General features: G+C 71.2%; 15 protein-coding genes and 1 pseudogene. 12 read left to right on the forward strand and 4 right to left on the reverse strand.

Annotated elements, in window-relative coordinates:
- On the reverse strand, window positions 1–1,577 hold a 1,577-nt coding region (locus tag AC08OU_RS05605; protein ID WP_476604444.1), incomplete at its 3' end, for an NAD-binding protein.
- A gap of 233 nt (window positions 1,578–1,810) precedes the next feature.
- Here AC08OU_RS05605 and AC08OU_RS05610 point away from each other — a divergent pair.
- The 12 genes from AC08OU_RS05610 (at window position 1,811) to AC08OU_RS05665 (ending at window position 18,888) form a co-directional block, all read left to right on the forward strand.
- Window positions 1,811–2,719, forward strand: a complete 909-nt coding sequence (locus AC08OU_RS05610) for a DUF262 domain-containing protein (protein ID WP_476598828.1) — start codon at window positions 1,811–1,813, stop codon at window positions 2,717–2,719.
- On the forward strand, window positions 2,697–4,937 hold the full coding sequence (locus tag AC08OU_RS05615; RefSeq protein ID WP_476598826.1) for an ADP-ribosylglycohydrolase family protein: 2,241 nt from the start codon (window positions 2,697–2,699) through the stop codon (window positions 4,935–4,937). Before AC08OU_RS05610 ends, AC08OU_RS05615 begins: the two co-directional genes overlap by 23 nt.
- 161 nt (window positions 4,938–5,098) lie before the next feature.
- Window positions 5,099–5,776, forward strand: a complete 678-nt coding sequence (locus AC08OU_RS05620) for an AMIN-like domain-containing (lipo)protein (RefSeq protein ID WP_462186655.1) — start codon at window positions 5,099–5,101, stop codon at window positions 5,774–5,776.
- Window positions 5,777–6,094: 318 nt separating this feature from the next.
- A complete protein-coding gene (locus tag AC08OU_RS05625) occupies window positions 6,095–7,615 on the forward strand; it encodes an aldehyde dehydrogenase family protein (RefSeq protein ID WP_476598823.1) in 1,521 nt (506 codons plus the stop codon).
- 85 nt (window positions 7,616–7,700) lie between these two features.
- Window positions 7,701–8,711, forward strand: coding sequence for a zinc-dependent alcohol dehydrogenase (locus AC08OU_RS05630; protein ID WP_476598821.1), 1,011 nt, complete (start codon window positions 7,701–7,703; stop codon window positions 8,709–8,711).
- A gap of 97 nt (window positions 8,712–8,808) precedes the next feature.
- A complete protein-coding gene (locus AC08OU_RS05635; protein WP_476598819.1) occupies window positions 8,809–10,011 on the forward strand; it encodes an NAD(P) transhydrogenase subunit alpha in 1,203 nt (400 codons plus the stop codon).
- Between the two features lie 4 nt (window positions 10,012–10,015).
- On the forward strand, window positions 10,016–10,378 hold the full coding sequence (locus AC08OU_RS05640) for an NAD(P) transhydrogenase subunit alpha part 2 (RefSeq protein ID WP_462186644.1): 363 nt from the start codon (window positions 10,016–10,018) through the stop codon (window positions 10,376–10,378).
- Entirely contained in the window at window positions 10,375–11,796 is a 1,422-nt protein-coding gene (locus AC08OU_RS05645; protein ID WP_476598818.1) for an NAD(P)(+) transhydrogenase (Re/Si-specific) subunit beta, read from the forward strand. The genes AC08OU_RS05640 and AC08OU_RS05645 overlap by 4 nt, the downstream gene beginning before the upstream one ends.
- A gap of 351 nt (window positions 11,797–12,147) precedes the next feature.
- On the forward strand, window positions 12,148–13,236 hold the full coding sequence (locus AC08OU_RS05650; protein ID WP_476598816.1) for a DUF3616 domain-containing protein: 1,089 nt from the start codon (window positions 12,148–12,150) through the stop codon (window positions 13,234–13,236).
- A 178-nt stretch (window positions 13,237–13,414) separates the two neighbouring features.
- The gene (locus AC08OU_RS05655) at window positions 13,415–15,649 is read left to right on the forward strand and encodes a tetratricopeptide repeat protein (RefSeq protein WP_476598814.1); all 2,235 of its coding nucleotides are present in this window, start codon (window positions 13,415–13,417) and stop codon (window positions 15,647–15,649) included.
- A 57-nt stretch (window positions 15,650–15,706) separates the two neighbouring features.
- Window positions 15,707–16,063: a tetratricopeptide repeat protein gene (locus AC08OU_RS05660; RefSeq protein ID WP_476598812.1), complete on the forward strand. Its 357-nt coding sequence runs from the start codon at window positions 15,707–15,709 to the stop codon at window positions 16,061–16,063.
- A 929-nt stretch (window positions 16,064–16,992) separates the two neighbouring features.
- Window positions 16,993–18,888, forward strand: coding sequence for a toll/interleukin-1 receptor domain-containing protein (locus AC08OU_RS05665; RefSeq protein WP_476604445.1), 1,896 nt, complete (start codon window positions 16,993–16,995; stop codon window positions 18,886–18,888).
- A gap of 78 nt (window positions 18,889–18,966) precedes the next feature.
- Here AC08OU_RS05665 and AC08OU_RS05670 read toward each other — a convergent pair whose 3' ends face one another.
- The 3 genes and pseudogenes from AC08OU_RS05670 to AC08OU_RS05680 all read right to left on the reverse strand — a co-directional run bounded on the left by AC08OU_RS05670 (window position 18,967) and on the right by AC08OU_RS05680 (window position 24,747).
- A complete protein-coding gene (locus tag AC08OU_RS05670; RefSeq protein WP_476598809.1) occupies window positions 18,967–21,195 on the reverse strand; it encodes an acetyl/propionyl/methylcrotonyl-CoA carboxylase subunit alpha in 2,229 nt (742 codons plus the stop codon).
- 186 nt (window positions 21,196–21,381) lie between these two features.
- Window positions 21,382–23,030: pseudogene (locus tag AC08OU_RS05675) on the reverse strand (carboxyl transferase domain-containing protein).
- A gap of 376 nt (window positions 23,031–23,406) precedes the next feature.
- Complete coding sequence (locus AC08OU_RS05680; protein WP_476598807.1) at window positions 23,407–24,747, reverse strand: DUF5925 domain-containing protein; 1,341 nt, start codon at window positions 24,745–24,747, stop codon at window positions 23,407–23,409.
- Between the last annotated feature and the right edge of the window lie 83 nt (window positions 24,748–24,830).

Genomic DNA, 24,830 nt, shown 5'->3' on the forward strand with positions numbered 1-24,830 from the left:
CCGCCCCGCCGGGCGCCCCGCCGGGCGGCGCTGCGGGCCGCCCGCGCCCCCCGCAACTCCTCGTGCGCCTCCCGGGCCGACAGCACGGCCTCCAGGTTCGCGACGTCGTCGCTGGTGAGCACGGCGATCGTGGCGGCATGGGCGAGGCCGGCCTCCAGCAGCGTCGAGCGGACGGTGGCGTCCCCGATGATCACGGGCACCCCACGTTCACGGGCGACGGGCAGGTACCGGTTGTTCTCGTCACGCTCGATCACCACCACATGCCGGCCCGCGCGCACCAGGCCGTTCATCGTGGCGACCCCCACCGAGCCGAGCCCGCATAGGATGACATGGCCACGCACCGCTCCGGCCCGCCCGCGTCTCATCACCCGCTCCAACCGACGGCTGATGATGATGTTGGTAATGAACGCATAGACGACGGCGATCGACAGGGCGCCAAGCAGCATCAGTCCGATGCCGAACATCTGCAGCCACTCGTCGGCGGCGCCGAAGTTGAAGTCGCCGTAGCCGACCGTGGCCATCGTCGCGACCGTGAGGTAGAGCGCGTCCAGCGGGCCGAACTCGGCGGGTGCGGACTCATTGTGGCTGGCGTAGGTCAACCACAACACAACCGTACCGACCATCATGACCGTCAGTACGGCGGCGAGCGCGAACCGGAAGGGTGGGTCGAGCTCCCCACGGATCATCGAGACGATCTCCCGGAACCTGGCCACCGTACCCCGCCAGACCCCCCGAACCCCCCGGGGCTCGCCGGGATCGCCATGATCGGCCGAGCCGCCGGCCAGCGCGGCGAACAGCCGCGCGTCGTGCAGGCCCGCGACCGTCATGCCCCGCTCGTGGAACTCCGACAGCCGCCCGAGGAGCGTCAGCCGGTCGCCGGGGCGCAGCGAGACGTCGCGGGGCGGGCAGAGCTCGGGGAGGCGCGCCCCCGCGCGGCGCAGCGAGATCGGGGTCAGATCGCCATAGCGGGCCCGGAAGGCATGCCGGCCTATGATCGACTCCTCGATCACCGCGAAGACCTCGGCATCGGACCGTTCGTCCATCGGGAAGGCGTGCGTCACGTCCGAGCGGACGCACGCCTCGACGAAGCTCGGCCCCGCGAGCTCGGCCCGGTTCAGCACCCGGACCTGGCTGAGCGCGTCCGCGAGCTGGTCGCCGAGCTGGCGGTTACTGATGGCCACGACGAGCCGGACACCGGGGGCCGTCTCGGCCGCGACCAGCGCTGTGCCCAGGTTGTCGAGGTCCGTCTCGTGACAGGACACGACCGCGAGCGCCGCGGCGATGCCGGCCTCGCGCAGCGCCCCGGCGCCACGGGTACTCTCCACCAGGACCCGCACGCCCCACCGCTCCACCCTGCGCCGGGTGGCGGGGGCGACCCGATCGTCGATGGCCACCACCGTCACACCCGACGCCCGGAGCTGTTCGGCGAGCCGGAGCCCCAGGTTGCTCAGCCCGCAGCCAATGACGTGACCCGACGGGTCGGAACCACCCGAACCACCGAAGGCACCTGAACCTCCCTGACCGTTGACGGTGCCATTGCCTCCGGTCGCGCCGGAACTTCCAGAACCCGCTGCCATGCCACCCCCTCCAGCACGCCGGACCGGTCCCGTCCCACTCATGCCTCGACCGGACCATCCTCAACCGAATCGGTCCGGGGCCGATCAACACCGCTCGGCACGCCGTGGCGCCGCAGCGCCGTGGGCACCTGGCCGGTCCTCGCCGGACCCGGCCGGGATCGGGCGCGCCACGGGAGGAACAGGCACCGCGCTGACCTGGGATATGGGGATTCGTCCGCGGCCGCCAGTTTCTCATGCCGGCCCGCGGCGACGGCCAGGCACGGACCCGGTGGGCGGATCCGTCGCCTCCGATAGTCTTTTCCGACGGTGAGTGGCAAAACGGTTCGGATTTGGCTAAACAGGCAGGGCGGAGAGCGACAGCGAAGGCGAACGAAACTACTCTGGGTGAACTCCTCCAGGGTCAGTGCCAGTATGTCGTCCCGTTGTATCAACGCCCCTACAGCTGGGAACGCGCCAACCTGCGGCAACTCTGGGCCGACATCACGAGCGTGGCCGCCGCCGGTCCAGCGGCAACGCACTTCCTGGGTTCGCTGGTTCTCGCGCCGAGCCCGTCGACGACGCCAGCCGGAGTGGCGATCTGGCTGGTGGTGGACGGTCAGCAACGGCTGACGGCGCTGAGCATCCTGCTCTGCGCGATCCGCGATCATGTCCGAGATGACGATCAGATGCTCGCGGCGAAGATCGACGATCTGTACCTCATGAACAGGTACGCGGCCGGAACCGAACATTACACTCTGCTACCGACGCGAGCCGGCCGGACCGCCTGGACCGCTCTCGTCGAGCGGTCGCCGGAGGCAGGAGGCCGGGCCGGGATTGGCGACGCATACCAGTTCTTCCGCAAGGAACTCGCCGCGTTGCGCGACGCCGACGACCCGCTGGATGCAGCACTGATCGAGCAGGCCATGGTCGGTCAGCTCGCAATCGTGGAGATCGCCGCGCATGTCGACGACGACGTCTACCGCATCTCGCTCAACCACACCGGCCGCCGGCTCACCCAGGCGGACCTGCTGTTCAGCCGGATTCTCGATCCGGACCGGGAGGAGGACCCGGTCCTGCGGCAGGCCCTACACCGGCTGCGCCGGTGGGGGGGCGGACGTCGTCCGGCCGACCGTCCTACACGTGCTGATCGCGCATGCGAATGACCGTCTCGACGCCACCGAGGCCGCCGCGGCACTCCGGGTGGTGGAGAGCTACCTGGTGCGGCGGATGCTGGTCGGCATCGCGAGCGCCAACAGCAACCGCATCCTCATGTCGCTCGTCAAGGAGCTCGGCGACCAGACGCCGACCGCCGCCGCGATCACGCGGGTTCTCTCCGGCCCGCGTAAGAAGTTCCCGACCGATCAGCTTGTGAAGGAAGCCGTCCTGCTCAATCCCTTCTACTGGACCGGGCGCGGCCCTCAGCGCACCTATGTGTTGCGCGGCCTGGAAGAGGACTACGAGCATCTCGAACCGGTCGACTGGGGCGTGAAGCTGACGGTTGAACACATCCTCCCCCAGTCATTGTCGAGACCGGGATGGAAAGCGGTTCTCGACGCCGATGCCCACGAGGGTGAGACGCGCGACGAGCTGCACCGCAGGCTCGTCCATACTCTGGGCAATCTGACGCTCACCGCCTACAATCCGAAACTCGCCGACCACGAGTTCACCGAGAAGAAGAAGCTGCTGGCCGACAGCGGGCTGGCGATGAACCGAGAAATCGCCGGTCAGGACAGGTGGGGTCGGGAGGAGATCCAAAATCGCGGCCGGGCGCTCGCCGAGCGGATCGTGAAGATCTGGCCCGGCCCGGACGAGTCCGTGGTCCCGCCACCCCAGGACCAGCGATGGACCCTGATGATCCGGGTACTGGCTGCGATCCCACCCGGCCGCTGGACCAGTTACTCCGACGTCGCGGAGGTGATCGGGTCCCACGCCGTCGCGGTGGGAGCCAAGCTGGCCAGCGCCCGGATCTCCAACGCCCACCGCGTCCTGCTCCTGAACGGTTCCATCTCCCCGGACTTCCGCTGGCCCGATCCGGAACGCACCGACGATCCACGGGAGATCCTGGCCGCCGAGGGTGTCATTCTCAGCAGGTCGGGCCGGGCACTGGCCCGCCAACGCATGACCGCCGCCGAACTCGCCGCCGCCGCCGATCTCGAAGCCCCGGAAGAGAGCCAGGGAACCGCCGCCGGAACCAAGGAACGTCTGTTGGCCGCCCCGGCCGCCCGGTCCGCCGTGGGGCTCGCGGTCAGCCTGTGGCCATCAGAGCGGCGTGCGGCGGCGCCCACGGACGATGCGAACTCCGGCCTCTCCTACCAGGACCGGGTCCGGGGCTGCCTGCTGGGCGGGGCGTTGGGAGACGCGCTCGGTGCGGCAATCGAATTCCATTCGCTTGACGAGATCCGACGGGAGTACGGGACGGCGGGGGTCATCGGCCTCACGGCCGCCTACGGGGTACACGCTCCGTTTACAGATGACACCCAGATGACGCTGTTTACCGTGGAGGGTCTGATCCGGGCCTCGGTCCGCAGCCGCTCCCGGGGCATCGCCGATCCGCCCGCGGTGCTGTGGCGCGCCTACCAGCGTTGGCTCACGACGCAGCGGCGGACCGGTCCGGCCGCCGGGGAGATGGACGGCTGGTTGGCGGCGCAGCAGCTGATGTATGCCCGGCGCGCTCCGGGGAACGCCTGCCTGTCCGGGCTGGGGCGCCCCGAGACGGGCACGCTCGCGCGGCCGGCGAACCCCGACAGCAAGGGGTGCGGGGCGGTGATGCGCTCGGCCCCGTTCGGGCTGCTCCGGCGGGGCCCGGAAACCTCCTTTGACCATGCGGTCGAATGCGCCGTGTTCACCCACGGTCATCCCTCCGGGTACCTCGCCGCAGGCGCGTTCGCGTGGATCGTCGCCGCGATGGTGGACGGCGCGAGCATCACCCAGGCCACCGCATCGGCCCTCGGCCGCCTGTCGGCCGAACGCGACGGCAAGGAAGTGGCCAGAGCTCTGCGGGCGGCTCTCGGAACGGCAGCGGACGGTGCGCCCAGAGCGGAACGCGTGGAATCGCTGGGCGCCGGCTGGGTCGCCGAGGAGGCGCTGGCGATCGCGGTGTACTGCGCGGTGGCGGCGCCCGACGATCCGCAGACGGCGCTGCTCGCGGCGGTCAACCACTCCGGCGACAGCGACTCGACCGGCGCGATCTGCGGGAACCTCGTTGGCGCCGCCCTGGGTGAGCCGGCACTGCCGGCAGCCTGGCTGAAGGAGCTGGCGGGCTATGAGCTGGTCGGGCAGGTCGCGGACGATCTGGTAACCGAGATCGAGAACACCGCGACCGTCTCCGACGCCTCCGGCGCGGCCACCCCGTCCTGGTCCACCCGCTACCCCGGGAGCTGAGCTCACGCACATCAGATCTCCCATCGGTTCGAGCCGTGCCGGCGCTCCGTGGTGCTTCCGGCTCACCTGCTCGGGGGGACGTTAACCCGACCGTCCCCCTGCCGAAGGTCCCTTTCGGCCACCCGGGACGGCGAGGTGAGCTGGGCGGCGAGGTGAGTTACATGAAGGTGCGGATAACAACGGGCCGGCGATGGATCGGGGCGGTGGCGCTGCTGGCGGGCGCGCTGCTCGTGCTGCTGGGATGTGGCGGCGGTGCCGGTGGCGGCGGCTCCACCGACATCACCACGTCGAAGCCATCGGTGTCCGGCACCTCGCCGGCGCCTTCTCCGTCCGTGTCCTCCCGCTCGCCGGGTGGACCGGTGGTGACGTCGCCTTCCACAACCGCGACGCCGCGGGAACCGGTCTGGTCGAGCGAACCGCGCCGCGTCGAGCATCCGCTGTACGGTAACGCGACGGTCGTCGCAGTGCGCAGCGCGCACAACGTCGCCGGCGGGATGGCTTTCGATCGGCTGACGATCGAGCTCCAAGGGCAGATCCCTGGCTACGAGGTGCGTTACGTGGCCGAGGTGCTGTCGCCAGGCGAGGGCGTTGCGGTCCCGCTCCGGGGGCAGGCGTTCCTGGAGGTGGTGCTGTTCCCGGCCGTGGCCCACGATGAGACCGGCAGGTCGACGCTGCGCACACCGCAGGCCGGCGGCGGGCTTCCCGCGCTTGTCCAGTATCGGATGACCGGCGACTACGAGGGATACGTCCATTTCGGCCTGGGGGTCGACGATCGGGTCGGCTTCCGGGTGCTCGAACTGTCGAACCCGTCGCGTGTGGTGATCGACCTCGCCGCCTGAGGTCTGCCGGTGAAGTCTGCCGGCCGGCCTCGGCCCGTGACCTGTCGCGCTTCCCTGGCGCGGGCAGTTCCCTCTTTGCCGTCGCCGGTCATCGAGCCACACCGCGCCGCACCCCGAAAACCCAGCACAACAGCATGATCAACTTAGGCTGCCCGGCACTGGCCCGGGAACGGCCCGTTCGGCATCGGGGGTCAGGACCTTCCGCACCCGCTGTCAGGACTGGCGCGATATGGGGTGCTTGGCCTCGGCAGAGAAACATACGTGCCGGTCGGGGCACGTCGGAAGGCGTGCCCGCCCTGTGGAGACCGGGAGGCTGTCATGACGTACGTCCCACCTGGAAAACCAGGCAGTATCGTCCATGTTACGGACCGGTACGAGAACTTCATCGGCGGAAAGTGGCTGCCGCCGCGGGCCGGTAAATATTCGACCAACCTTAGCCCGGCCACGGCGCAGCCGATCTGTGAAATACCGCGGTCGGCGGCGGAGGATGTCGAGGACGCCCTGGACGCGGCGCACGCCGCCGCCGGCTCCTGGGCCGCCGCGTCCCCGGCGGAGCGGGCCGAGGTGCTGACCGCGGTGGCGGATGCGATCGACGCCAACCGGGAGATGCTCGCGGTCACGGAGAGCTGGGAGAACGGCAAGCCGGTGCGGGAGACGCTGGCTGCCGACATCCCGCTGGCCGCCGACCACTTCCGGTACTTCGCCGCGGCGGCGCGCACCCTGGAGGGGTCGATCTCCGAGATCGACGGCAAGACCTACGCCTATCACTTCCACGAGCCGCTCGGGGTGGTCGGGCAGATCATCCCCTTCAACTTCCCGCTGCTGATGGCGGCGTGGAAGCTGGCGCCCGCGCTGGCCGCGGGTAACTGCTCGGTGATCAAGACGGCGTCACCGACGCCGTGGTCGATCCTCAAGCTCGCCGAGGTGATTCAGGACGTCATCCCGCCCGGCATCGTCAACATCGTCAACGGGCCCGGCGCCGAGGTCGGCAGGGCCCTGGCCACCAGCCCGAAGATCGCGAAGATCGGCTTCACCGGTGAGACCACGACCGGCCGGCTGATGATGCAGTACGCGGCGCAGAACATCATCCCGGTCACCCTGGAGCTGGGCGGGAAGTCCCCGAACATCTTCTTCGAGGACGTCCTGGCCGCCGACGACGCCTATCTGAACAAGGCGGTCGAGGGGCTGGTGCTGTATGCGTTCAACAAGGGCGAGGTGTGCACCTGCCCGTCCCGGGCACTGATCCAGGAGTCGATCTACGACGAGTTCATGGCGCGGGCGCTGGAACGGGTCGGCCTGATCCAGCAGGGCAACCCGTTGGACCCGGCGACGATGCTGGGCCCGCAGGTCTCCGCGCAGCAGCTGTCAAAGATCGGCTCCTACGTGGACATCGGCCTGGCTGAGGGCGCCGAACTCCTGGCCGGTGGGCACCGGACGCAGCTGGCCGGAGAGTTCGCGAACGGCTACTTCTTCGAGCCGACGCTGCTGAAGGGCCACAACAAGATGCGGGTCTTCCAGGAGGAGATCTTCGGCCCGGTACTGGCTGTCACCACCTTCAAGGACGAGGCCGAGGCGTTGGCCATCGCCAACGACACGCCTTACGGGCTCGGTGCCGGCGTGTGGACGCGGGACGGTGCCCGCCAGTTCCGGATGGGCCGGGGCATCAAGGCCGGCCGGGTCTGGGTCAACTGCTACCACCAGTATCCGGCGGGCGCGGCGTTCGGCGGATACAAGGTGTCCGGCATCGGCCGCGAAAACCACCGGATGATGCTGGAGCACTACAGCCAGACCAAGAACATGCTGGTCAGCTACGACGAGAACGCGCTCGGCCTGTTCTAGGGTCTCGGATTTCAGGGTTTCAGATTCCAGGGTTTCGGAGTCCATTGGCATTTCCCACCGACAATTCCCCTGACTGGAGGATGTTATGAAGGCAGCAGTTGTCACCGATTTCCGGGCACCGTTGCGTATCGAGGACCGGGACGTCCCGGTGCCGGGGCCGGGGCAGATCCTGGTGCGGATGGAGGCCAGCGGCCTGTGCCACACCGACATCCACGCGGCGCGCGGTGACTGGCCGGTGAAGCCGACTCCCCCGTTCGTCCCGGGTCACGAGGGCGTCGGCGTGGTCGAGGCGGTGGGCGCCGGGGTGACCGGGCGCGCGACCGGCGACCGGGTCGCGATCCCGTGGCTCGGTCATGCCTGCGGGCGCTGCCGCTACTGCGTCGGCGGCTGGGAGACGCTGTGCGAGAGCCAGCGCAACAGCGGCTACTCGATCGACGGTGCGTTCGCCGAGTACGCGGTGGCCGACGCGGACTACGCGGTGCCGGTGCCCGGTGATGTGCCGTCGTTCGACGCCGCGCCGCTGACCTGCGCCGGCGTGACCACCTACAAGGCCGTCAAGGTAGCCGGGGTGACCCCGGCCGAGACGGTGGCCGTGTTCGGCATCGGCGGGCTGGGCCACCTGGCGTTGCAGTACGCCCGCATCGCGGGTGGTTTCACCGTCGGGGTCGACGTCACCGAGGCCAAGCTGGAGCTGGCCACCGAACTGGGCGCCGACCACGTGGTGAACGCGCGGACCGCCGACCCGGTCGAGGCCATCCAGCGGCTGGGCGGCGCCGACGTGGCGGTCGCGCTCGCCGCGTCGCCCCGTTCGTTCGAGCAGGCGTTCGCGTCGCTGCGGCGCGGCGGCCGGCTGGTCTGCGTGGCCCTGCCGGCGGATGGCACGATGTCCATCCCGATCTTCGACACGGTCCTGAAGGGGATCACGGTCAAGGGATCGATCGTCGGCACCCGCAACGATCTGGCCGAGGTGTTCCGGCTGCACGCGGCCGGCCGGACCAGGGTGATCGCTTCCGGCCGGAAGTTGGACGACGTCAACGCCTGCATGGACGAGGTCCTGGACAGCAGGGTCCCGGCCCGGCTGGTGTTCGAGTTCTGATCTGGCCCGTTCCGACCCGGCCCGCACGGCCATCGGTCCTCATCCCCGCCCCAACGGGGAAGAGAACACGAGGAGAATCCCGAAAGGGGGAAAGACCATGAGTCCGCTTACTGTGGGCGTGGCCATGGAGACCGCGCCCGGCGAGCGTCGGGTGGCCATGGTTCCGGAAGTCGTGGGCCGATTGGTCGGCTCCGGTCTCGACGTGCTCGTCGAGACCGGAGCCGGACGTGGCGCGTGGTTTCCCGACGGCGCCTATGCCGAGGCCGGCGCCACCGTCGTCGCGCGGCGCGACCTGTTCGCGCGGGCAGACGTGGTAGTGTCGGTCAGCCTCCCGGACCCGCAGACGCGCGCGTTGCTGCGCGGCGGGCAGACCCTGGTAGGGCTGCTGGTGCCGTTGCTGCAGCCGCAGGTGATGGCGCAGCTGGCCGGGGCGGGGGTGACCGCGGTGAGCCTCGACGGGCTGCCGCGGACGCTGAGCCGGGCCCAGTCCATGGACGCGCTGACCTCTCAGGCGAATGTGGCCGGGTACAAGGCGGTGCTGGTCGCCGCCGACGCCTACCCGCGTTATTTCCCGCTGCTGATGACGGCGGCCGGTACGGCCCGGCCCGCCGAGGTGCTGGTGCTCGGCGCGGGCGTGGCCGGGCTGGCCGCGATCGGCACGGCCCACCGGCTCGGCGCGGTCGTCCGCGGTTATGACATCCGCCCGGAGACGCGGGGCGAGGTGACCTCGCTCGGTGCGAGTTTCCTCGACCTGGGTGGGCCCGACCTGGGTGAGCCCGATCTGGGCGGGGTGGCCGGCGGAGCGGGTCAGGGTGGCTATGCCCGGGCGCTGACCGCCGAGGAACTGGCGGGCCAGCAGGAGGCGCTGGCTGCCGCCGTCGCCCGCCACGACGTCGTCATCACCACCGCTCAGGTTCCCGGCCGCCGGCCACCGCTGCTCGTGACGGAGGAGGCGGTCAAAACGATGCGGCCCGGGTCGGTCGTCGTGGATCTCGCCGCGAGCCCCCTCGGGGGCAATGTGGAGATCTCCGTGCCGGATGAGACGGTGGTCACCGCGGGTGGCGTCACCGTGATCGGCGCCGGCAACCTGCCGGCCCTGATGCCGGCCGCGGCGTCGGCCGCCTATGCCCGCAACGTTGCCGCGTTGCTGGGCCATCTGGTCCACGACGGCGCACTCACCATCGACACCGCCGACGAGATTCAGGCCGGGGTCGTCATCACCCACGCCGGCCGGGTCGTCCACCCCGCCACCGCCGCCCTGCTGGCCGGCGGCTCCGCGGAAAGCCAGTCTGGAGCGTGAGGACATGACCGAGACGTTGGTCACCAACCTGACCGTCCTCGTCCTGAGCCTGCTGGTCGGGTTCGAGGTCATCAGCAAGGTGCCGTCCACCTTGCATACACCGTTGATGTCCGGCGCGAACGCGATCCACGGCATCGTCGTCGTCGGCGCGATGCTGGTCGCCGCGACGGCGCACACCCCGCTGGGCTACGTCCTGGTGTTCTTCGCCGCCGCGTTCGCCGCGATGAACGTGGTGGGCGGCTACGTGGTGACGGACCGGATGCTGGAGATGTTCCACCGGCGCCCGGCCGCGGAGCGAAGCCGGCTCGCGGAGCGGAACCAGCCGGCAAGGGGGAGCCAGCCGGCAGGGGGGAGTGAGCGGTCATGAGCGGCTCGGACACGGCGATCCGCCTGCTGTTCCTGGCCGCGGCGAGCTGCTTCGTCCTCGGCCTGCACCTGATGAACTCGCCCGCGACTGCCCGCCGGGGCAACCAGCTGTCCGCGGCCGGGATGGTGGCGGCCGTCGGGAGCGCCGTCGGGCTGCTGGCCCGGGACGGCGTCATCACCGCTACCGGCCTCATCGTCCTGATCATCGGTGTGCTCCTGGGATCCGGCGCCGGCCTGTACGCGGCGCGGACCGTGCGGATGACCGCGATGCCGCAGCTGGTCAGCGTGTTCAACGCGGTCGGCGGCGGCGCGGCGGCGCTCGTCGCGTTCGCCGAGGTGGTGCGGTTGGGCGGCGCGGCCGGGCTGGCCGGGGCCTCCGGTCAGACCACCGTGACCGTCGGCCTCGACGCCGTCATCGGCGCGGTGACCTTCTCCGGCTCGCTGGTGGCCGCTGGCAAGCTGCAGGGCCTGATCAGTGGCGCGCCGGTGCTGTTCCGCGGCGCCCGACTGCTGAACGCCGCGCTGGCCGCGGTCGCCGTGACCGGCGTGGCGGCGATCGTCACTGGTCACGGTGGGACGATCGCGCTGTCGATCGTCGCGGCCGCCGCGCTGGGCTTAGGCGTGACGATGGTGCTGCCGATCGGCGGCGCGGACATGCCGGTGGTGATCTCGCTGCTGAACGCGTTCACCGGGACGGCCGTGGCGATGGCCGGTTTCGTGCTTGACAGCACCGTTCTCGTTATCGCGGGCGCGCTGGTGGGGGCGTCCGGCACCATCCTCACCGTGCTGATGGCCGAGGCGATGAACCGGTCGATCCCGGCCATCATCGTCGGTGGTTTCGGCACCGCGGACTCGACCGGAAACGCCGGCGCGGCGGCCGCGGCCCCCGTGCGGTCGGTCGCGGCGGACGACGCGGCCCTGCAGCTGGCGTACGCGTCGAAGGTCATTATCGTGCCCGGCTACGGGCTTGCGGCGGCGCGGGCCCAGCATGAAGTCGTCGAGCTCGCCGACCTGCTCACGCAGCACGGGGTGGACGTCTGCTACGCGATCCACCCGGTCGCCGGCAGAATGCCGGGCCACATGAACGTGCTGCTGGCCGAGGCGCACGTTCCCTATCCGCAGATGAAGGAACTGGCCGAGGTCAACCCCGAGTTCGCGCAGGCCGATGTCGCCCTGGTCGTCGGCGCCAACGACGTGACCAACCCGGCGGCCCGCCGTCCCGGCAACGCGATCTCCGGTATGCCGATCCTCGACGTCGACCAGGCGAAGAGCGTCATCGTCATCAAACGCTCCATGGGCCACGGCTACGCCGGCATCGACAACGAGCTGTACACCGACCCGAAGACCGGAATGCTCTTCAACGACGCGAAAGCCGGCCTGAGCGCGCTCACCGCCGCCATGAAGACACTCGTGCACTGACCTCCCCGGCGGTCCGTCCTCCCCGGCGGTCCGATGATGCTGCTCGGTCTCTTGGCAGATGGTTCACCAGGCCGTACCCTGAGCGATCCTGGCTGCACGTGGGGGCCTGCCCGACGCGACGGAAGGTGTAAGCGGCGCTGACGCTCGCAGGATCGGGACCACCTATCGGGTCCTGGACACCCACCCGGATAAGCGCCGGGCCAGCACTACGCTCCGGTCGGCGGTGGGGATTCCTGGAAGGGCCGCTTCGGAGCAACCGGCGGAGAAACCCGGGGCGAACCGGCGGGGGGACGAGGAGTGGCGAGCGCGGGAACGACGCAGGGTGCGGGAACGACGCAGGATGAGGCACCGATGACCGCGAAGGCGATTCCGATCCGGTTCGCCGACGGCGCCGGGGTGGTCGACGTCGCCGAGTCGTTGTCCACCCTGAAGGGGGACGGCCGGTGCCTCTGGCTCGCCGGTGACGAGACGGTCACGATCGAACGGACGACCCTGTCGCCGGCCGGCGACGGCTTCGCCGATCACGTCAGCTTCTCCGTCGCGGACCTCCTTCCCCTGCCGGAGGAGCCCGCGGACGACGGCACCCAGCTCGAGATCGACCTCGAGGGCATGGACCGGCATGGCGACTATCTGTGGTTCGTCGGGTCGCACAGCCTGGCCCGCAAGCGGGTCCGGCCCCAGCACGCGACCGAGCAGGCCCTGGCCCGGCTGGCGAAGGTGAGCAGCAACGCCAACCGCTACCTGCTCGGGCGCATCCCGGTGGTGCGGGTCGGCGGCCTGCCGACCCTGGTCGCGAGCGCACCCGACCCGGCCTCGCCCGGCGGCGGCAGGCTGACCGCGGCGGCGCTCGGACTGTCCAAGCCCACCCGGTTGACGAAGGCGCTCAAGGACGACGACCATCTCGGCCGCTTCCTCAAGATCCCGAGCAAGGACAACGGGCTGGACGTCGAGGGCCTGGCCGTCGTCGGTGAACGGATCTACCTGGGGCTGCGGGGGCCGGTGCTGCGGGGCTGGGCCGTGGTCCTGGAACTGCGTCTCACCGAGGGAGACGGCCAGGACCTCCTCCTCGCGCCGATCGACGGGGACGGCCGGTATCGCAAGCACTTCCTCGACCTCGACGGGCTGGGGGTGCGCGACCTCCTCGCCTCCGGCGATGACCTCCTGCTCCTCGCCGGCCCGACGATGGACCTCGACGGCCCGGTGCGGATCTACCGCTGGCGCGGGGCCGCGCAGGCCCCCACGAGCGTCGTGGTCACCGACGAGGCGATCGAACGCATCCTGGACCTGCCCGTCGGCGAGGGCGACGACCATCCGGAGGGGATCGCCCTGATGCCCGGCGACCCGTCATCGCTCCTTGTCGTCCACGACAGCCCGGCCGCACGCCGACGCCCGCACCGTCACGAGATCCTCGCCGACGTCGTCCCGCTGCCGCCGGGCTGAACGTCACGCACCCGCGGTGGGACCTTGCGTGACGGAAACGGGGGACGGATCGGAGACCGGACGGGAAAACCTCTGGACGGTCGGGCGATCCGCCGGAGAATAGCCGCGGAGGATATGCCCACGGGATGACGTTCCGTCCTGCTCATCGCTGCCGCTCGCCGCTGCTCAAGGGACGCACGTGTACGACGAGGTCGACCTGGACGCCATCACCACCAACGCGGATTTCGGCCGTGCACTGACCATCGTGCGCGAGCGCGCGGGGTTGAGCGTGCGGGAGGTGGCGCGCGCCGTCAACGTGCCGGCCAGCACGGTCGGCGGTTACTTCGGTGGCTCCCATCTCCCCGGCCTCAGGTCGGCGAACCTCGTCGAGAACATGCTGCGGGCCTGCCGGGTGGACGACCCCGACGAGATCCGCCACTGGGTCGAGACGTGGCGTCGGGTCCGGCGCGGAGCTCACGGTCGCGCGGACCCTGGCGGCGACCGGATCGGCACCGGGGACCGGATCGGCACCGGACAGGACCCGTCGACGGCGGTCACGATCAGGCCGCCGGTCCAGCGGCTCACCCACCTGCCCGCGATCCGCGGTCGAGACGGCCTGCTCGACCTGCTGGCCGGGCAGCTCCCCGCCGGACGCAGGCACGCGGTCACCGGATCCGACGCCGGTAACGGGCCGGTCCTCCCCCGGCCTGACGTCCCTCGACCGGACGTCCCCGCACCGGACATCCCTGGCTCGGATGCCCCTGGCTCGGATGCCCCTGGCTCGGATGCCCCTGGACCAAAGGGCGTTCGGCCCGACGCCGACGGGGCACGGGTCCACGTGCTGCACGGGCTCGGCGGCGTGGGCAAGAGCACGGTCGCCCTCGCGCTCGCCCGCACCGCGCTCGAACGACGGGTGCGGACCTGGTGGATCAGCGCCACGGGGCCCGGCGCGGTGCGCGCCGGCATGACCGCGCTGGCCGTGGAGCTCGGCGCGCCCCGCCACCAGCTGTGCACGGGCAGCCTGTCCGACCTGGTCTGGCGGCTGCTGGCGGACAGCGGACGGCTGTGGCTGCTGATCCTCGACAACGCCGACGATCCGGCCGGCGACCTGGCCCCACCCGGCGGCGACGTGCTCGACGGCACCGGATGGCTGCGGCCGGTCACCCACCCCCACGGAATGGTCGTGGTGACGACGCGCAGCCGGCTGGACTGGGAGGGCCCGTCGCCCGTCGGCGGGACCGCCCGGTCCTGGCTGCGCCTGCACCCGCTCGGCCCCCTGAACGCGGCGGACGCCGGGCTGGCGCTGCGCGACCTGACCGGGGCCGAGCCGGGTCCGCTCGCCGCGGCCGAGAGCCTCGGCCGCCGGCTCGGCGGGCTGCCCCTGGCACTCGCCCTGGCGGGCCAGTACCTCGCCGAGGCGCGGCGAATGCCGGCCGGACTCGGTGGACCGGCGGTCCCGCGGACCTACGCCGACTATGAACACGCGCTCCAGACGGGCGGGCACCAGGCCCTGCTGCGCGGCTTCGGCGGTCCCGGCGGCGCTGGTCGTCGCCGGGAACGCGAGCTCATCGGGCCGACCTGGGAACTGTCGCTGGATCTCCTCGCCGCGCGGGGCCTGGAGCAGGCCCGGGCGCTGCTGACCCTGCTCGCCTGTTTCGGCGGGGACCCGATCCCGTTCGGCCTGCTCCTGTCCGCGGCCGTCCTCGCCGCGTCGCCGCTGTTCCCCGGCCTGCGGGCGACCGAGCGGTGGGAGCTGATCCGCGCCCTGGCCGGCCAGGGGCTGATCGAACACACGACTCCCGGCGACCCCGCCACCGCCCGGTCCGCGGCTTCCCGCCCGGATCCCCGGGTCGCGCATCAGCTGGTCCTCCACCCCCTGGTGCGCGACAGCTTCGGCCAGGCCGCGCACACCTCCGGCCGCATCGCCGACTACCTCGACGCGCTCACCGCCCTGCTCACGCGGGCGACCCGCGCGCTCGATCCGCGGGATCCGGCGACGTGGGACCGGTGGGCGATGCTCGCCGGTCATGCCACGGCCGGGCTGGAGCTGCTCCGCGCCCGGCGGCGGTGGGGCCTCGACGACCTTACCGAGGCACAACTGCCTCCGCAGCTGCTCACCCCGGCGACCCTCGCCGCCCGCTACCTGCGCGCGACCGGCCGGCTCGCCGAGGCGGACGCGGCGTACAGCTCCGTCTGGGAGACCGGCGCCCACCTGTTCGGACCCGATCATGCTGATGTCCTGTCCGTCGCGCACGACCTGCACCGGGTCCGCGCCGCCCAGGGCCGGCGCGAGGACGCCGAGAGCGGCCTTCGCATGGTGCTCGACGACCGGTTGCGCATCCTCGGCCCCGAGCATCCCGACACGCTGACGACCCAGCACTACCTCGGCCGGACGCTGCGCGAATCGGGTCGGCACGGCGAGGCGCTGCGGTGACTCACCCACACGCTCACCACCCGTGAACGGGTCCTCGGGCCGCGGCACCGGGACACCTTGACGAGCCGGAACAACGTCGGGGACCTGCTGGTCGAGCAGGGGGCGTGGACGGCGGCCGAGGAGCTGCTGCGCTCGGTGCGGGACGATCGGGCCGAGGTGCTCGGCCCGGAGCATCCCGCCACGCTGGTGACCTGTTACCACCTGGCCCGGCTGTACCACGACCGCGGGGACACCGAGCGCGCGGAGAAGGCGGCGACCGAGCTCACCGAGGCCTGCCTGCGAGTGCTCGGACCGGATCATCCCCGTGCCCTCGCCGCGGTGGGTCTGCTCGCCGAGGCCCAGACCAACCTCGGCCGGCCGGACCAGATGACCCCGCGGGTCCAGGACGCCTACCGGCGCAGCCTGCGCCGGTAGGGGCCCACCCACGACATCACGGTGCACCTTCACGATCTCCTCGACCAGTCGAAGCGTGACCCATCGTCGTGACCCATCGTGACCCGTCCTCGTGACCCGTCCTCGTGACCCGTCGCCGGGGGGCGTTTCCCGCCGGTGCACCGCGTCGCAGGGCCGCCGCCCGCGGGCCGAGCCCCACCAGCCAGCCCCCGGCGTCGAGGCCGGCGAGACCGGGCGAGGGAACCGCCGTACATCGACAGCAGAACACCGGTGACCGCGAGAAGCGCCACGGTCCCGAAACCCGAACCGGGGACGGAAAGCCCGCCGACGACGAACGGAACGGCGGGCGGCACGGCGGAGGCCGGCCGGGAAAGTACCAGGAAAAGGAACTTCCGGATCACCGTACAAGGCCGTACGGATCGACGGCCGCTGGAGCGGGCCTCCCCCCGATGGCAGGTCCGCTCCGGCGGTGAGCCGAGGGGCCGCGGTCATCAACCAGCCACCACCCGCGGCGGCGGGGGTGCAGACCATGGGCGGGCGACGCCCGCGACCCTTCAGCAGCTCCCAGATAACCGCGTGCCGGACCAACCGGAAAGACCCTGACCAGCAAATCCGTACAACGTCGTACGCGGCTTTCACCGGACGCGGCAGCGAGCGCGGGTAGGGATATGGGCCACGCGGACGACGACCGCCCCGGGGCGATCCCAGATCGCGGGATGACAACCGTGCCGTGCCGTGAGGATCACCCGGGAACACCCGGAGGCGGCAGTTTGGGCCATATCGTCGAACGGTATCCTTAGCCGGTCATCAGCCCACCGACACCGAACGCCGGTAATCCGGAACCCGACCGGCGGTCCGGCGCAGCGCGCCCCGACCGGCGGCATCCCGGCGGCGGCTCACCCGACCGGAACGCGTCTGTCGCCCGCGCCCTGCGTTCCCAGGAGTCATGGTTGTCTTCTGACTGGTTGAACGAGCCGCTCTGGTTGGACGAGCCACTGGTGAACGCCCTCGACGATCCCGCCGTGACCGCGCTGCGGCAATGGTGCTCCCAGACCGAGACCACCTACCGCCTGGTCCGTTGGCTTACCGGCGGCCGGTCGTCGGCGATGGTCGGGGTGGTCCTCGAAAAGCATCCGCGCCATGGTGCGCGCCAGTTCGTGATGAAGCTGGACGTCGCCCCGGCCAGCGACGCGGGGCCCCAACCCGGCGAATTCGCGCGCCACTGGCGGGCGATCGCCGACGCCCCCAGGTTCGCCGAGCGCCACCTCGCCACGCCCGTCCATCAGCCGGTCGCGGTCGGCGATGGACGATGGTTCGTCTTCCAACAGGTCGCGGGTGGCAGCCTTCGGGAGCTGGTCACGCTGCGCGCCCTGCTGGAGGCTGTCGTCCACCCGCGGCGGGCCGGGCGCCAGGGAGACTCCGGCAGCGGTCCGGCCGGTCTGTCAGGACCGGCCGGACCGGCTGAACCACGCCTGATGTTCGGACGGGCCCTGGCCGACGCCGCGGTCCTCGCCGACGTCTGCGGGGGGCTGGTCGGGTCGATCTTCGATGAGTGGGTGGGGCCTGCCCTTCTGCCGTCACTGGACGTGCCGACCATCCTTGCCCGTCAGCTCGCCGAGCGGCTCGCCCCGGACAGCCGCCTGCGGCGCATCGCCGCGGCGTACCCCGGCCCCACCATCGACGCCGAAGGCGAGGACCACCCTCTGCCGAACCCGTTCGCGCTGGTCCTGGACCCATCGCGCACGGACGGTATTCGCATCCCGGCCTTCGTCGGGAAGGCCCACGGCGACCTGCACATCGAGAACATCCTGATCCCGTCCTCACTGCGCAACATCGACACGACGTACCAGCTGATCGACCTGTCGCGGTACGCGGCCGACGCCGTGCTCACCCGGGATCCCGTCCATCTGGTCCTGCACATCCTCGCCCGGACACTGTCGGAGCTGTCCGCGGCGCAACGCACCGCCGTCATCGATCTGCTGCTCGACCCGGAGCAGGACGGAGACCTCGTGCCGCGGTGGCTGTTCCTGCTCATCGACCGGGTCCGATCGGCGGCGGAGGACTGGGCACGCCGGGCCGGTCTGGTCGACCTGTGGCGCGACCAGATCCCGCTGTCCCTGCTGGCCGTCGCCCTGACCTGCCTCGGACGGGCATCCACCCGGCCGGAGGACCAGGGATGGTTCCTGCGGCTCGCGGCGAACAGCGCCGCGGTGTTCCTCGGCCGGCATCACCCCGACGGCCGGCATCACCCGGGTAGCCGGCATCCGGACCGGCCGCGCGGGGACTGGCACAACCCGGACGAGCGGCGCCCGGCGGAGACCGCGGCAACCGCGGCCGTCCCCCCTGAGGCGGCAGACCAGAAGCCCGCGGTCGTGCGGCCGTCCACGCCACAACGGCCCGGGCAATCCACGCCACAATGGCCGGGGCCGTCCGGGCGGTACGACTTCTTCATCTCGTACGCCCAGCCCGACGAGGCCTGGGCCGACTGGATCGCCTGGCAGCTGGAGGAGGCCGGTTGCCACCTACTGTTCCAGGCGGGTGACGGAACGGACGGGCCGCCAAGGATCACGATGCGTGATGGCGCCCGGCACGCCCACCGGACACTCGTTCTGCTCTCCCCCGCCTATCTCTCCTCGGTCCATGAGCAGCGGGAGTGGTGGGAGTGGCGGGCGGCCCTGGACGCGGATGACCCGACCGGGCCCGCGTGCAGACTCGTCACCGTCCTGGTCGAGGCCTGTGCCGTGCCGGCCGCATTCGATCAGGCCTCCTCGGCCCACGTCGACCTGTCCAACCTGGCCGAGGCCGACGCCCGGAAGACGCTCCTGCGGCGGCTGACCGAGCGCTGAGAGAAGGATTGACGTTCCAGGCCCCCGCATTGACGCCGACGACCGCGGCCCAGGGCGGCCGTCGGCGTCAAATCGTGCTCAACCCTCCACATTTCGCCGGGCCGCCGGGGCGGCTGATGCGGATCCGGGGCCGGCCGGGCCCGCCACGGACATCACCACCAGCAGCTGGTCCAGGGCGACGAGGTCGCCGGGCCGGACGAGTACTTCCTTGACGATCCCGGCGCCCGCCGCCGAGACGGTGTGCTCCATCTTCATGGCCTCGACGACGACCAGCGACTGCCCATCCGCCACGGTCATCCCCGGTTCGACCAACACCGCGGTCACCGTGCCCGGCATGGGGCTACGCGCCTGCCCGCCGAGCACTGGCCCGGCCCCGGTGCCCGCCACCGGGATCACCTCGGCCAGGCCCCACGCCCCACCGTCGCGGCCAAGCCAGAGGATCCCGTCGGCGGGCTCCCACGCGTAGGCCCACCGGGTGGTGACCGCACCGATCGTGACGAGCAGCTCGTCGCCGAGCTGACTGACCGATGCGGCGACCGGCGGCCCGTCGGCGATCCGGACCCGGGCCGCATCGGGGGTGCCGCGCGCCGCGACCCGCAACGTCGACACCGTCCGCACCGCCCGCTCCCCGCCTCCCGGCTCCGCCCCATCCCCGTCGCCGTTCCCGCCCCCGTCGCCGTTCCCATCCCCATGACCGTTCCCGGCCCCGCCCTCAGCCCCAGCCCCAGCCCCGATCTCGGGTGACGCGCTGCCGCCAGATCCGGCGCCGTCGGGGCTGCCGGACGGTACTGCCCCACCGGGCAGGGCGACGTCCCAGGTCAGCCATGCGGGCTCACCGGGCCGCCAGCCGGAGGGGATGTCCCACGGGTCGACCACCGGACCGGTCGGTTGCAATGCCAGCAGCCTGGCCAGGGCGTAGCCGAGGAGCGCCTCGCCGGGCAGGTCTCCCGGGGTGAGGGCGGCGAGATCACGTTCGACGAGACCGGTGTCGAGCCGCCCGGCGACGACGTCCGGATGGGCGAGCAGCGAGCGCAGGAAGCCGATGTTGGTCGTCACTCCGAGCAGGACCGTGCCGGCGAGCGCGGTGTCGAGACGGGCGATCGCGGCGGCGCGGTCCGCACCCCAGGCGATCACCTTGGCCAGAATAGGATCGTACGTGGTGCTCACGATGTCCCCGGCCCCGATGCCGGCGTCGACGCGGATGGCCGGCCCGGCCGGTTCCCGGAAAGCCAGTACCCGACCGCCGGTCGGCAGGAATCCCCGCCCGGGGTCCTCGGCGTAGATCCGCGCCTCCACCGCGTGCCCGGTCAGGCGGATGTCGGCCTGACCGAAGCGCAACGGCTCCCCGGCCGCGATCCGGATCTGCTCGGCGACCAGGTCCACCCCCGTCACCAGCTCGGTGACCGGATGCTCGACCTGGAGCCGGGTGTTCATCTCCATGAAGTAGAACTCGTCCGGCGCGTCGGCGGACAGGATGAACTCGACCGTGCCCGCTCCGACGTAGCCGACGGCGCTGGCGACAGCGACCGCCGCCGCCCCGAGCCGCTCCCTGGTCCGCGCGTCGAGCGCCGGCGCCGGCGCCTCTTCAACAATCTTCTGGTGGCGCCGTTGCAGGCTGCACTCCCGCTCACCCAGGTGGAGCACGCTGCCGTGCTCGTCGGCGAGGATCTGGACCTCGATGTGGCGGGGGCGGGTGATGAACCGCTCCACGTACAGGGTGTCATCCCCGAAGCCGGCGGCGGCCTCCCGGCGGGCCGACGCGATCGCCTCCGGCAGCCGGGCGGGCTCGCGGACGATGCGCATCCCCTTGCCACCACCCCCCGCCGAGGGTTTGAGCAGCACCGGATAGCCGATCTGACCGGCGCCCTCGGCGATCGCGGCATCGCTCATGCCCGGCGCCGACCGGCCCGGCACGACCGGCACCCCCGCCTCGGCCACCGTCCGCCGCGCGGTGATCTTGTTGCCCATCACCTGCACCGCGGCGAGCGACGGTCCGATGAAGAGCACTCCGGCCGTCTCACAGGCCTGTACGAAGGCCGCGTTCTCGGCGAGGAAGCCGTAACCGGGATGGACGGCCTCCGCCCCGGACACCCTCGCCGCCTCCAGCACGGCCTCGATGCTGAGGTAGCTCTCCTTCGCGGGCGCCGGGCCCAGCCGCACCGCGACATCCGCCTCCCGGACGTGCCGCGCCCCAGCGTCGGGGTCTGAGTAGACGGCGATGGACCGGATACCGAGATCGCGCAGTGTGCGGATCACCCGGACGGCGATTTCACCCCGGTTCGCGACGAGCACCGACGAAAACGTCAAGCCCGACGCTCCCGGCGCCCTCGGCGGCACGACGCCCGCCGACCGGGCCGGCGTGAAATGGCCATCCGGACCGTGACCGGTGCCGCCGCCTGCGTGATTCGTGGCGGACAGATCAGCCGTGGACACCCTTGATCCTCACGATTGGTTTCCTCACATCGGATGTTTCCGCACGTCAGGATGTCCCCCTCACATCCGGAAGACGCCGTAGCCCACCGGTTCCAGCGGAGCGTTCGCCGCCACCGACAGGCCCAGGCCCAGCACCATACGGGTGTCGGCCGGATCGATGACACCGTCGTCCCACAGCCGAGCGGTCGAATAGTACGGGCTGCCCTGCTCCGCGTACCGATTCAAGATCGGCGCCCGGAAGGCGGCCTCGTCGGCCTCGCTCCAGGCGACCCCCGCGGCTTCCATCTGGTCCCGGCGCACGGTCGCCAGCACCGCCGCCGCCTGCTCCCCGCCCATCACCGAGACGCAGGCATTCGGCCACATCCACAGAAAACGGGGCGAGAATGCCCGACCGCACATCGAGTAATTACCCGCGCCGAACGAACCGCCGATCACCACGGTGAACTTCGGCACCCGGGCACAGGCGACCGCGTTGACCATCTTCGCGCCATGCTTCGCGATGCCGCCGGCCTCGTACTCCCGACCCACCATGAAACCGGTGATGTTCTGCAGGAACACCAACGGGATACCGCGCTGATCGCAGAGTTCGATGAAATGGGTGCCCTTCAGCGCCGACTCGCCGAAGAGCACCCCGTTGTTCGCGACGATTCCCACGGGATGGCCATGGAGGCGGGCGGTCCCGGTGACCAGCGTCGTTCCGTACTCCTTCTTGAACTCCGCGAAACGGCTGCCGTCGACGATGCGCGCGATCACCTCCCGCACATCATAGGGGGTGCGCCCGTCCGTCGGTACCGCGGCGTACAGCCCGGCCGGGTCGACCGCCGGTGCCTCGGTCGGCTCCAGCTCCCACGGCCGCGGACCGCGCGGCGCGAGGCCCGCGACGATGGAGCGCACGATCCGTAGCGCCTGGGCGTCGTCCTCGGCCAGGTGGTCGGTCACCCCGGAGGTGCGGGAGTGCAGCAGCCAGCCGCCGAGATCCTCGGCCGACACCACCTCGCCGGTCGCGGCCTTCACGAGCGGCGGACCACCGAGGAAGATCGTCCCCTGATTCCTGACTATCACCGCCTCGTCGGCCATCGCGGGAACGTACGCGCCGCCCGCCGTGCACGAACCGAGCACCGCCGCGATCTGGGAGATTCCCAGCGAGGACATTCGGGCCTGGTTGAAGAAGATCCGCCCGAAATGCTCCCGGTCCGGGAAGACCTGGTCCTGCAGCGGAAGAAACGCCCCCCGGAGTCGACCAGATAAACACAGGGCAGCCGGTTCTGCAGCGCCACCTCCTGGGCACGCAGATGCTTCTTCACGGTCAACGGATAGTAGGTGCCACCCTTGACCGTGGCGTCGTTGGCGACCACCACGCATTCCCGACCCGAGATCCGGCCAATACCGGTGATGATTCCCGCCCCAGGAACCGGATCCTCGTAAAAGCCGTTCGCGGCTAGCGGGGAAAGCTCCAGAAAGGGGCTCCCCCGGTCGAGCAGCGCGTCGACCCGGTCGCGGGGCAGGAGTTTGCCGCGAGCCACGTGGCGGGACCGCGCCTGCTCCGACCCGCCGACCGCCGCCACCGCCAACCGCTCCTGGAGATCGGTCACGGCGTGCCAATGCCCCTCGGCATTGCGCCGTCCCTGTTCACCCGCGGCATCGACCCGACTGGTCAGGACCGGCGTGGCCGAGGACCGTCGGACCTCGTCGGACCGCCGACCGGCGATGGTTCCGGCGCGTGCTGCGCTCACAGTCACCCCCCACGGGTGGACGTCGGGCCCCGAAACAACGTTTCCAAGTTAACGACCGCTAACCTCGTCGTCAAGGCAGACGGCGGCGGGGACCATCGGGCAGGCGGCCGATCCCCATCGCCATTGCCGGACCTTCACCCCTTCACCGACATTCACCCACCACCGGGACCGAGACCAGGATCCGGCGATCCGAAATACACCGGCTGCTCCCCGGTGGCTAACTTTAGCGATGCCTGACCGGTGACGTCCGACCGGGACTTCTCGCCGTGATCCGGCGCGCCCCGCCCCTCGGCCGCCGGCCCGGCCTGCTCCCGGCCAGGTGGGCCCGAATCGGGAGTACGGCGCGCAGCCGTCACAGGTACATGCCGTGGCGGGCGTCCGGGGTGGTGGGCCGCGGCAGGCCGCGGCCGTCCCGCAGGGCGAACAGCTCTGCCAGCGTCATGCTCGACCGGACCCCCTCCGCGGAGCCCAGCCAGGACACCGCCTCGGTGTGCGGCAGGGCTCCCACCTCGATCTGGGCGAGGCAGCGACCGGGACGGACAACGGCGGGATGCATGCGCAGCAGATCCTCGTTCGTGGTCAGGGCGACCAGCACCTCGCGGCCCTGCCCGACCAGACCATCGGTGAGGTTCAGCAGTCGGGAGAGCTGCTGCCCGGCCGCACCCCGGCCGTCCCCTCGGATCAGGTCGTCGCAGTCCTCGATCACCAGCAGCCGCCACCGGTGGGTGGGTGGCCCGCCCATGCGGTCGGTCGCCGCGGCCTGGGCACCACGACTGTCCGCATCCCCGGACCTGGCATCCCCCGACCCGGCATCGCCGGACCTGGCATCCCCGGACCTGGCATCGCCGCTGTCCGCATCCCCGGCCCACGCGATCCCGCCGTCGGTACCCCCGCCGTCGGTACCCCCGCCGTCGGCGCTCTCCCCCTCCGCGTCCCCGTCGTCGTCGAAGCCGATCGCGACCTCCATCAGGTAGGCGGGATCGGCGAACAGCGCCTCGGGATCCAGGACGCAGTCGACCTGGCACCAGGATCGCCATTCGTTCGCCAGGGCCCGCAGCACGGTTGTCTTCCCGGTTCCCGCCGGACCATGCAGGAGGATCAGGCGGCCGACCACGTTGTCCCGGCGAACCGCCATGAGCCGGTCGAGCGGGCCCACGGCGGCCGAGGCGTAGTTGGCGCGGATCGAAGCCCACGTCGTGGTGGCCGTCCGGCGGCTGGTCCGGATCGGACCACGCTGACTGGACAGATACCAGAAACCCATGTTGACGGCGTTGTCCGCACCGCTCTCGGCGACGGACGAGCGGAGCACGTCCTCGATCACCACCCGGGCGAGCTGTTCACTCACCGCGGTGACGGTCACCTCACCACCCCCGCCGCGCCAGCGCACGGCTCGCACCGTCCAGCCCTCGCCGACCGCGAGACGTGAATCGCGGGACTCCTCGACAACCGCGCGCAGGACCCTCGCCCCTGACGGTAGCAGCGTGGCTCCCGGCCGGAGCCGGTCAACCCGGGCACTGCGGGCCCAGGGCTGCTCACCGGTTGTGAAAGGAGCCAGGGCGAGTGCGTCGACGACGTCGTAGGGCGTGTCCGAGTCGTCCAGGCCGACAACGAAAGGGAGCTTCATTCCTCCGCTCAGTGACTCGGAGACCATCCAGGACTTAGGCAGCGACGCCTTCTGATGTGGAACTGACACCTGTCCGATGGTCCCGGACAACTCAGCGCCCGGCCATCCCGTTGCGCGATTTACTCGGGCACATCGCGGGGGCCGTACACCGC

The sequence above is a fragment of the Frankia sp. CcMO1 genome (assembly GCF_977945845.1).

Bases quoted from the DNA above. Each gene is read 5' to 3' on its own strand.
- AC08OU_RS05610 (WP_476598828.1), top strand. From the start codon at position 1,811: ATGCCGGCCCGCGGCGACGGCCAGGCACGGACCCGGTGGGCGGATCCG.
- AC08OU_RS05620 (WP_462186655.1), top strand. From the start codon at position 5,099: ATGAAGGTGCGGATAACAACGGGCCGGCGATGGATCGGGGCGGTGGCG.
- AC08OU_RS05625 (WP_476598823.1), top strand. From the start codon at position 6,095: ATGACGTACGTCCCACCTGGAAAACCAGGCAGTATCGTCCATGTTACG.
- AC08OU_RS05630 (WP_476598821.1), top strand. From the start codon at position 7,701: ATGAAGGCAGCAGTTGTCACCGATTTCCGGGCACCGTTGCGTATCGAG.
- AC08OU_RS05635 (WP_476598819.1), top strand. From the start codon at position 8,809: ATGAGTCCGCTTACTGTGGGCGTGGCCATGGAGACCGCGCCCGGCGAG.
- AC08OU_RS05640 (WP_462186644.1), top strand. From the start codon at position 10,016: ATGACCGAGACGTTGGTCACCAACCTGACCGTCCTCGTCCTGAGCCTG.
- AC08OU_RS05645 (WP_476598818.1), top strand. From the start codon at position 10,375: ATGAGCGGCTCGGACACGGCGATCCGCCTGCTGTTCCTGGCCGCGGCG.
- AC08OU_RS05650 (WP_476598816.1), top strand. From the start codon at position 12,148: ATGACCGCGAAGGCGATTCCGATCCGGTTCGCCGACGGCGCCGGGGTG.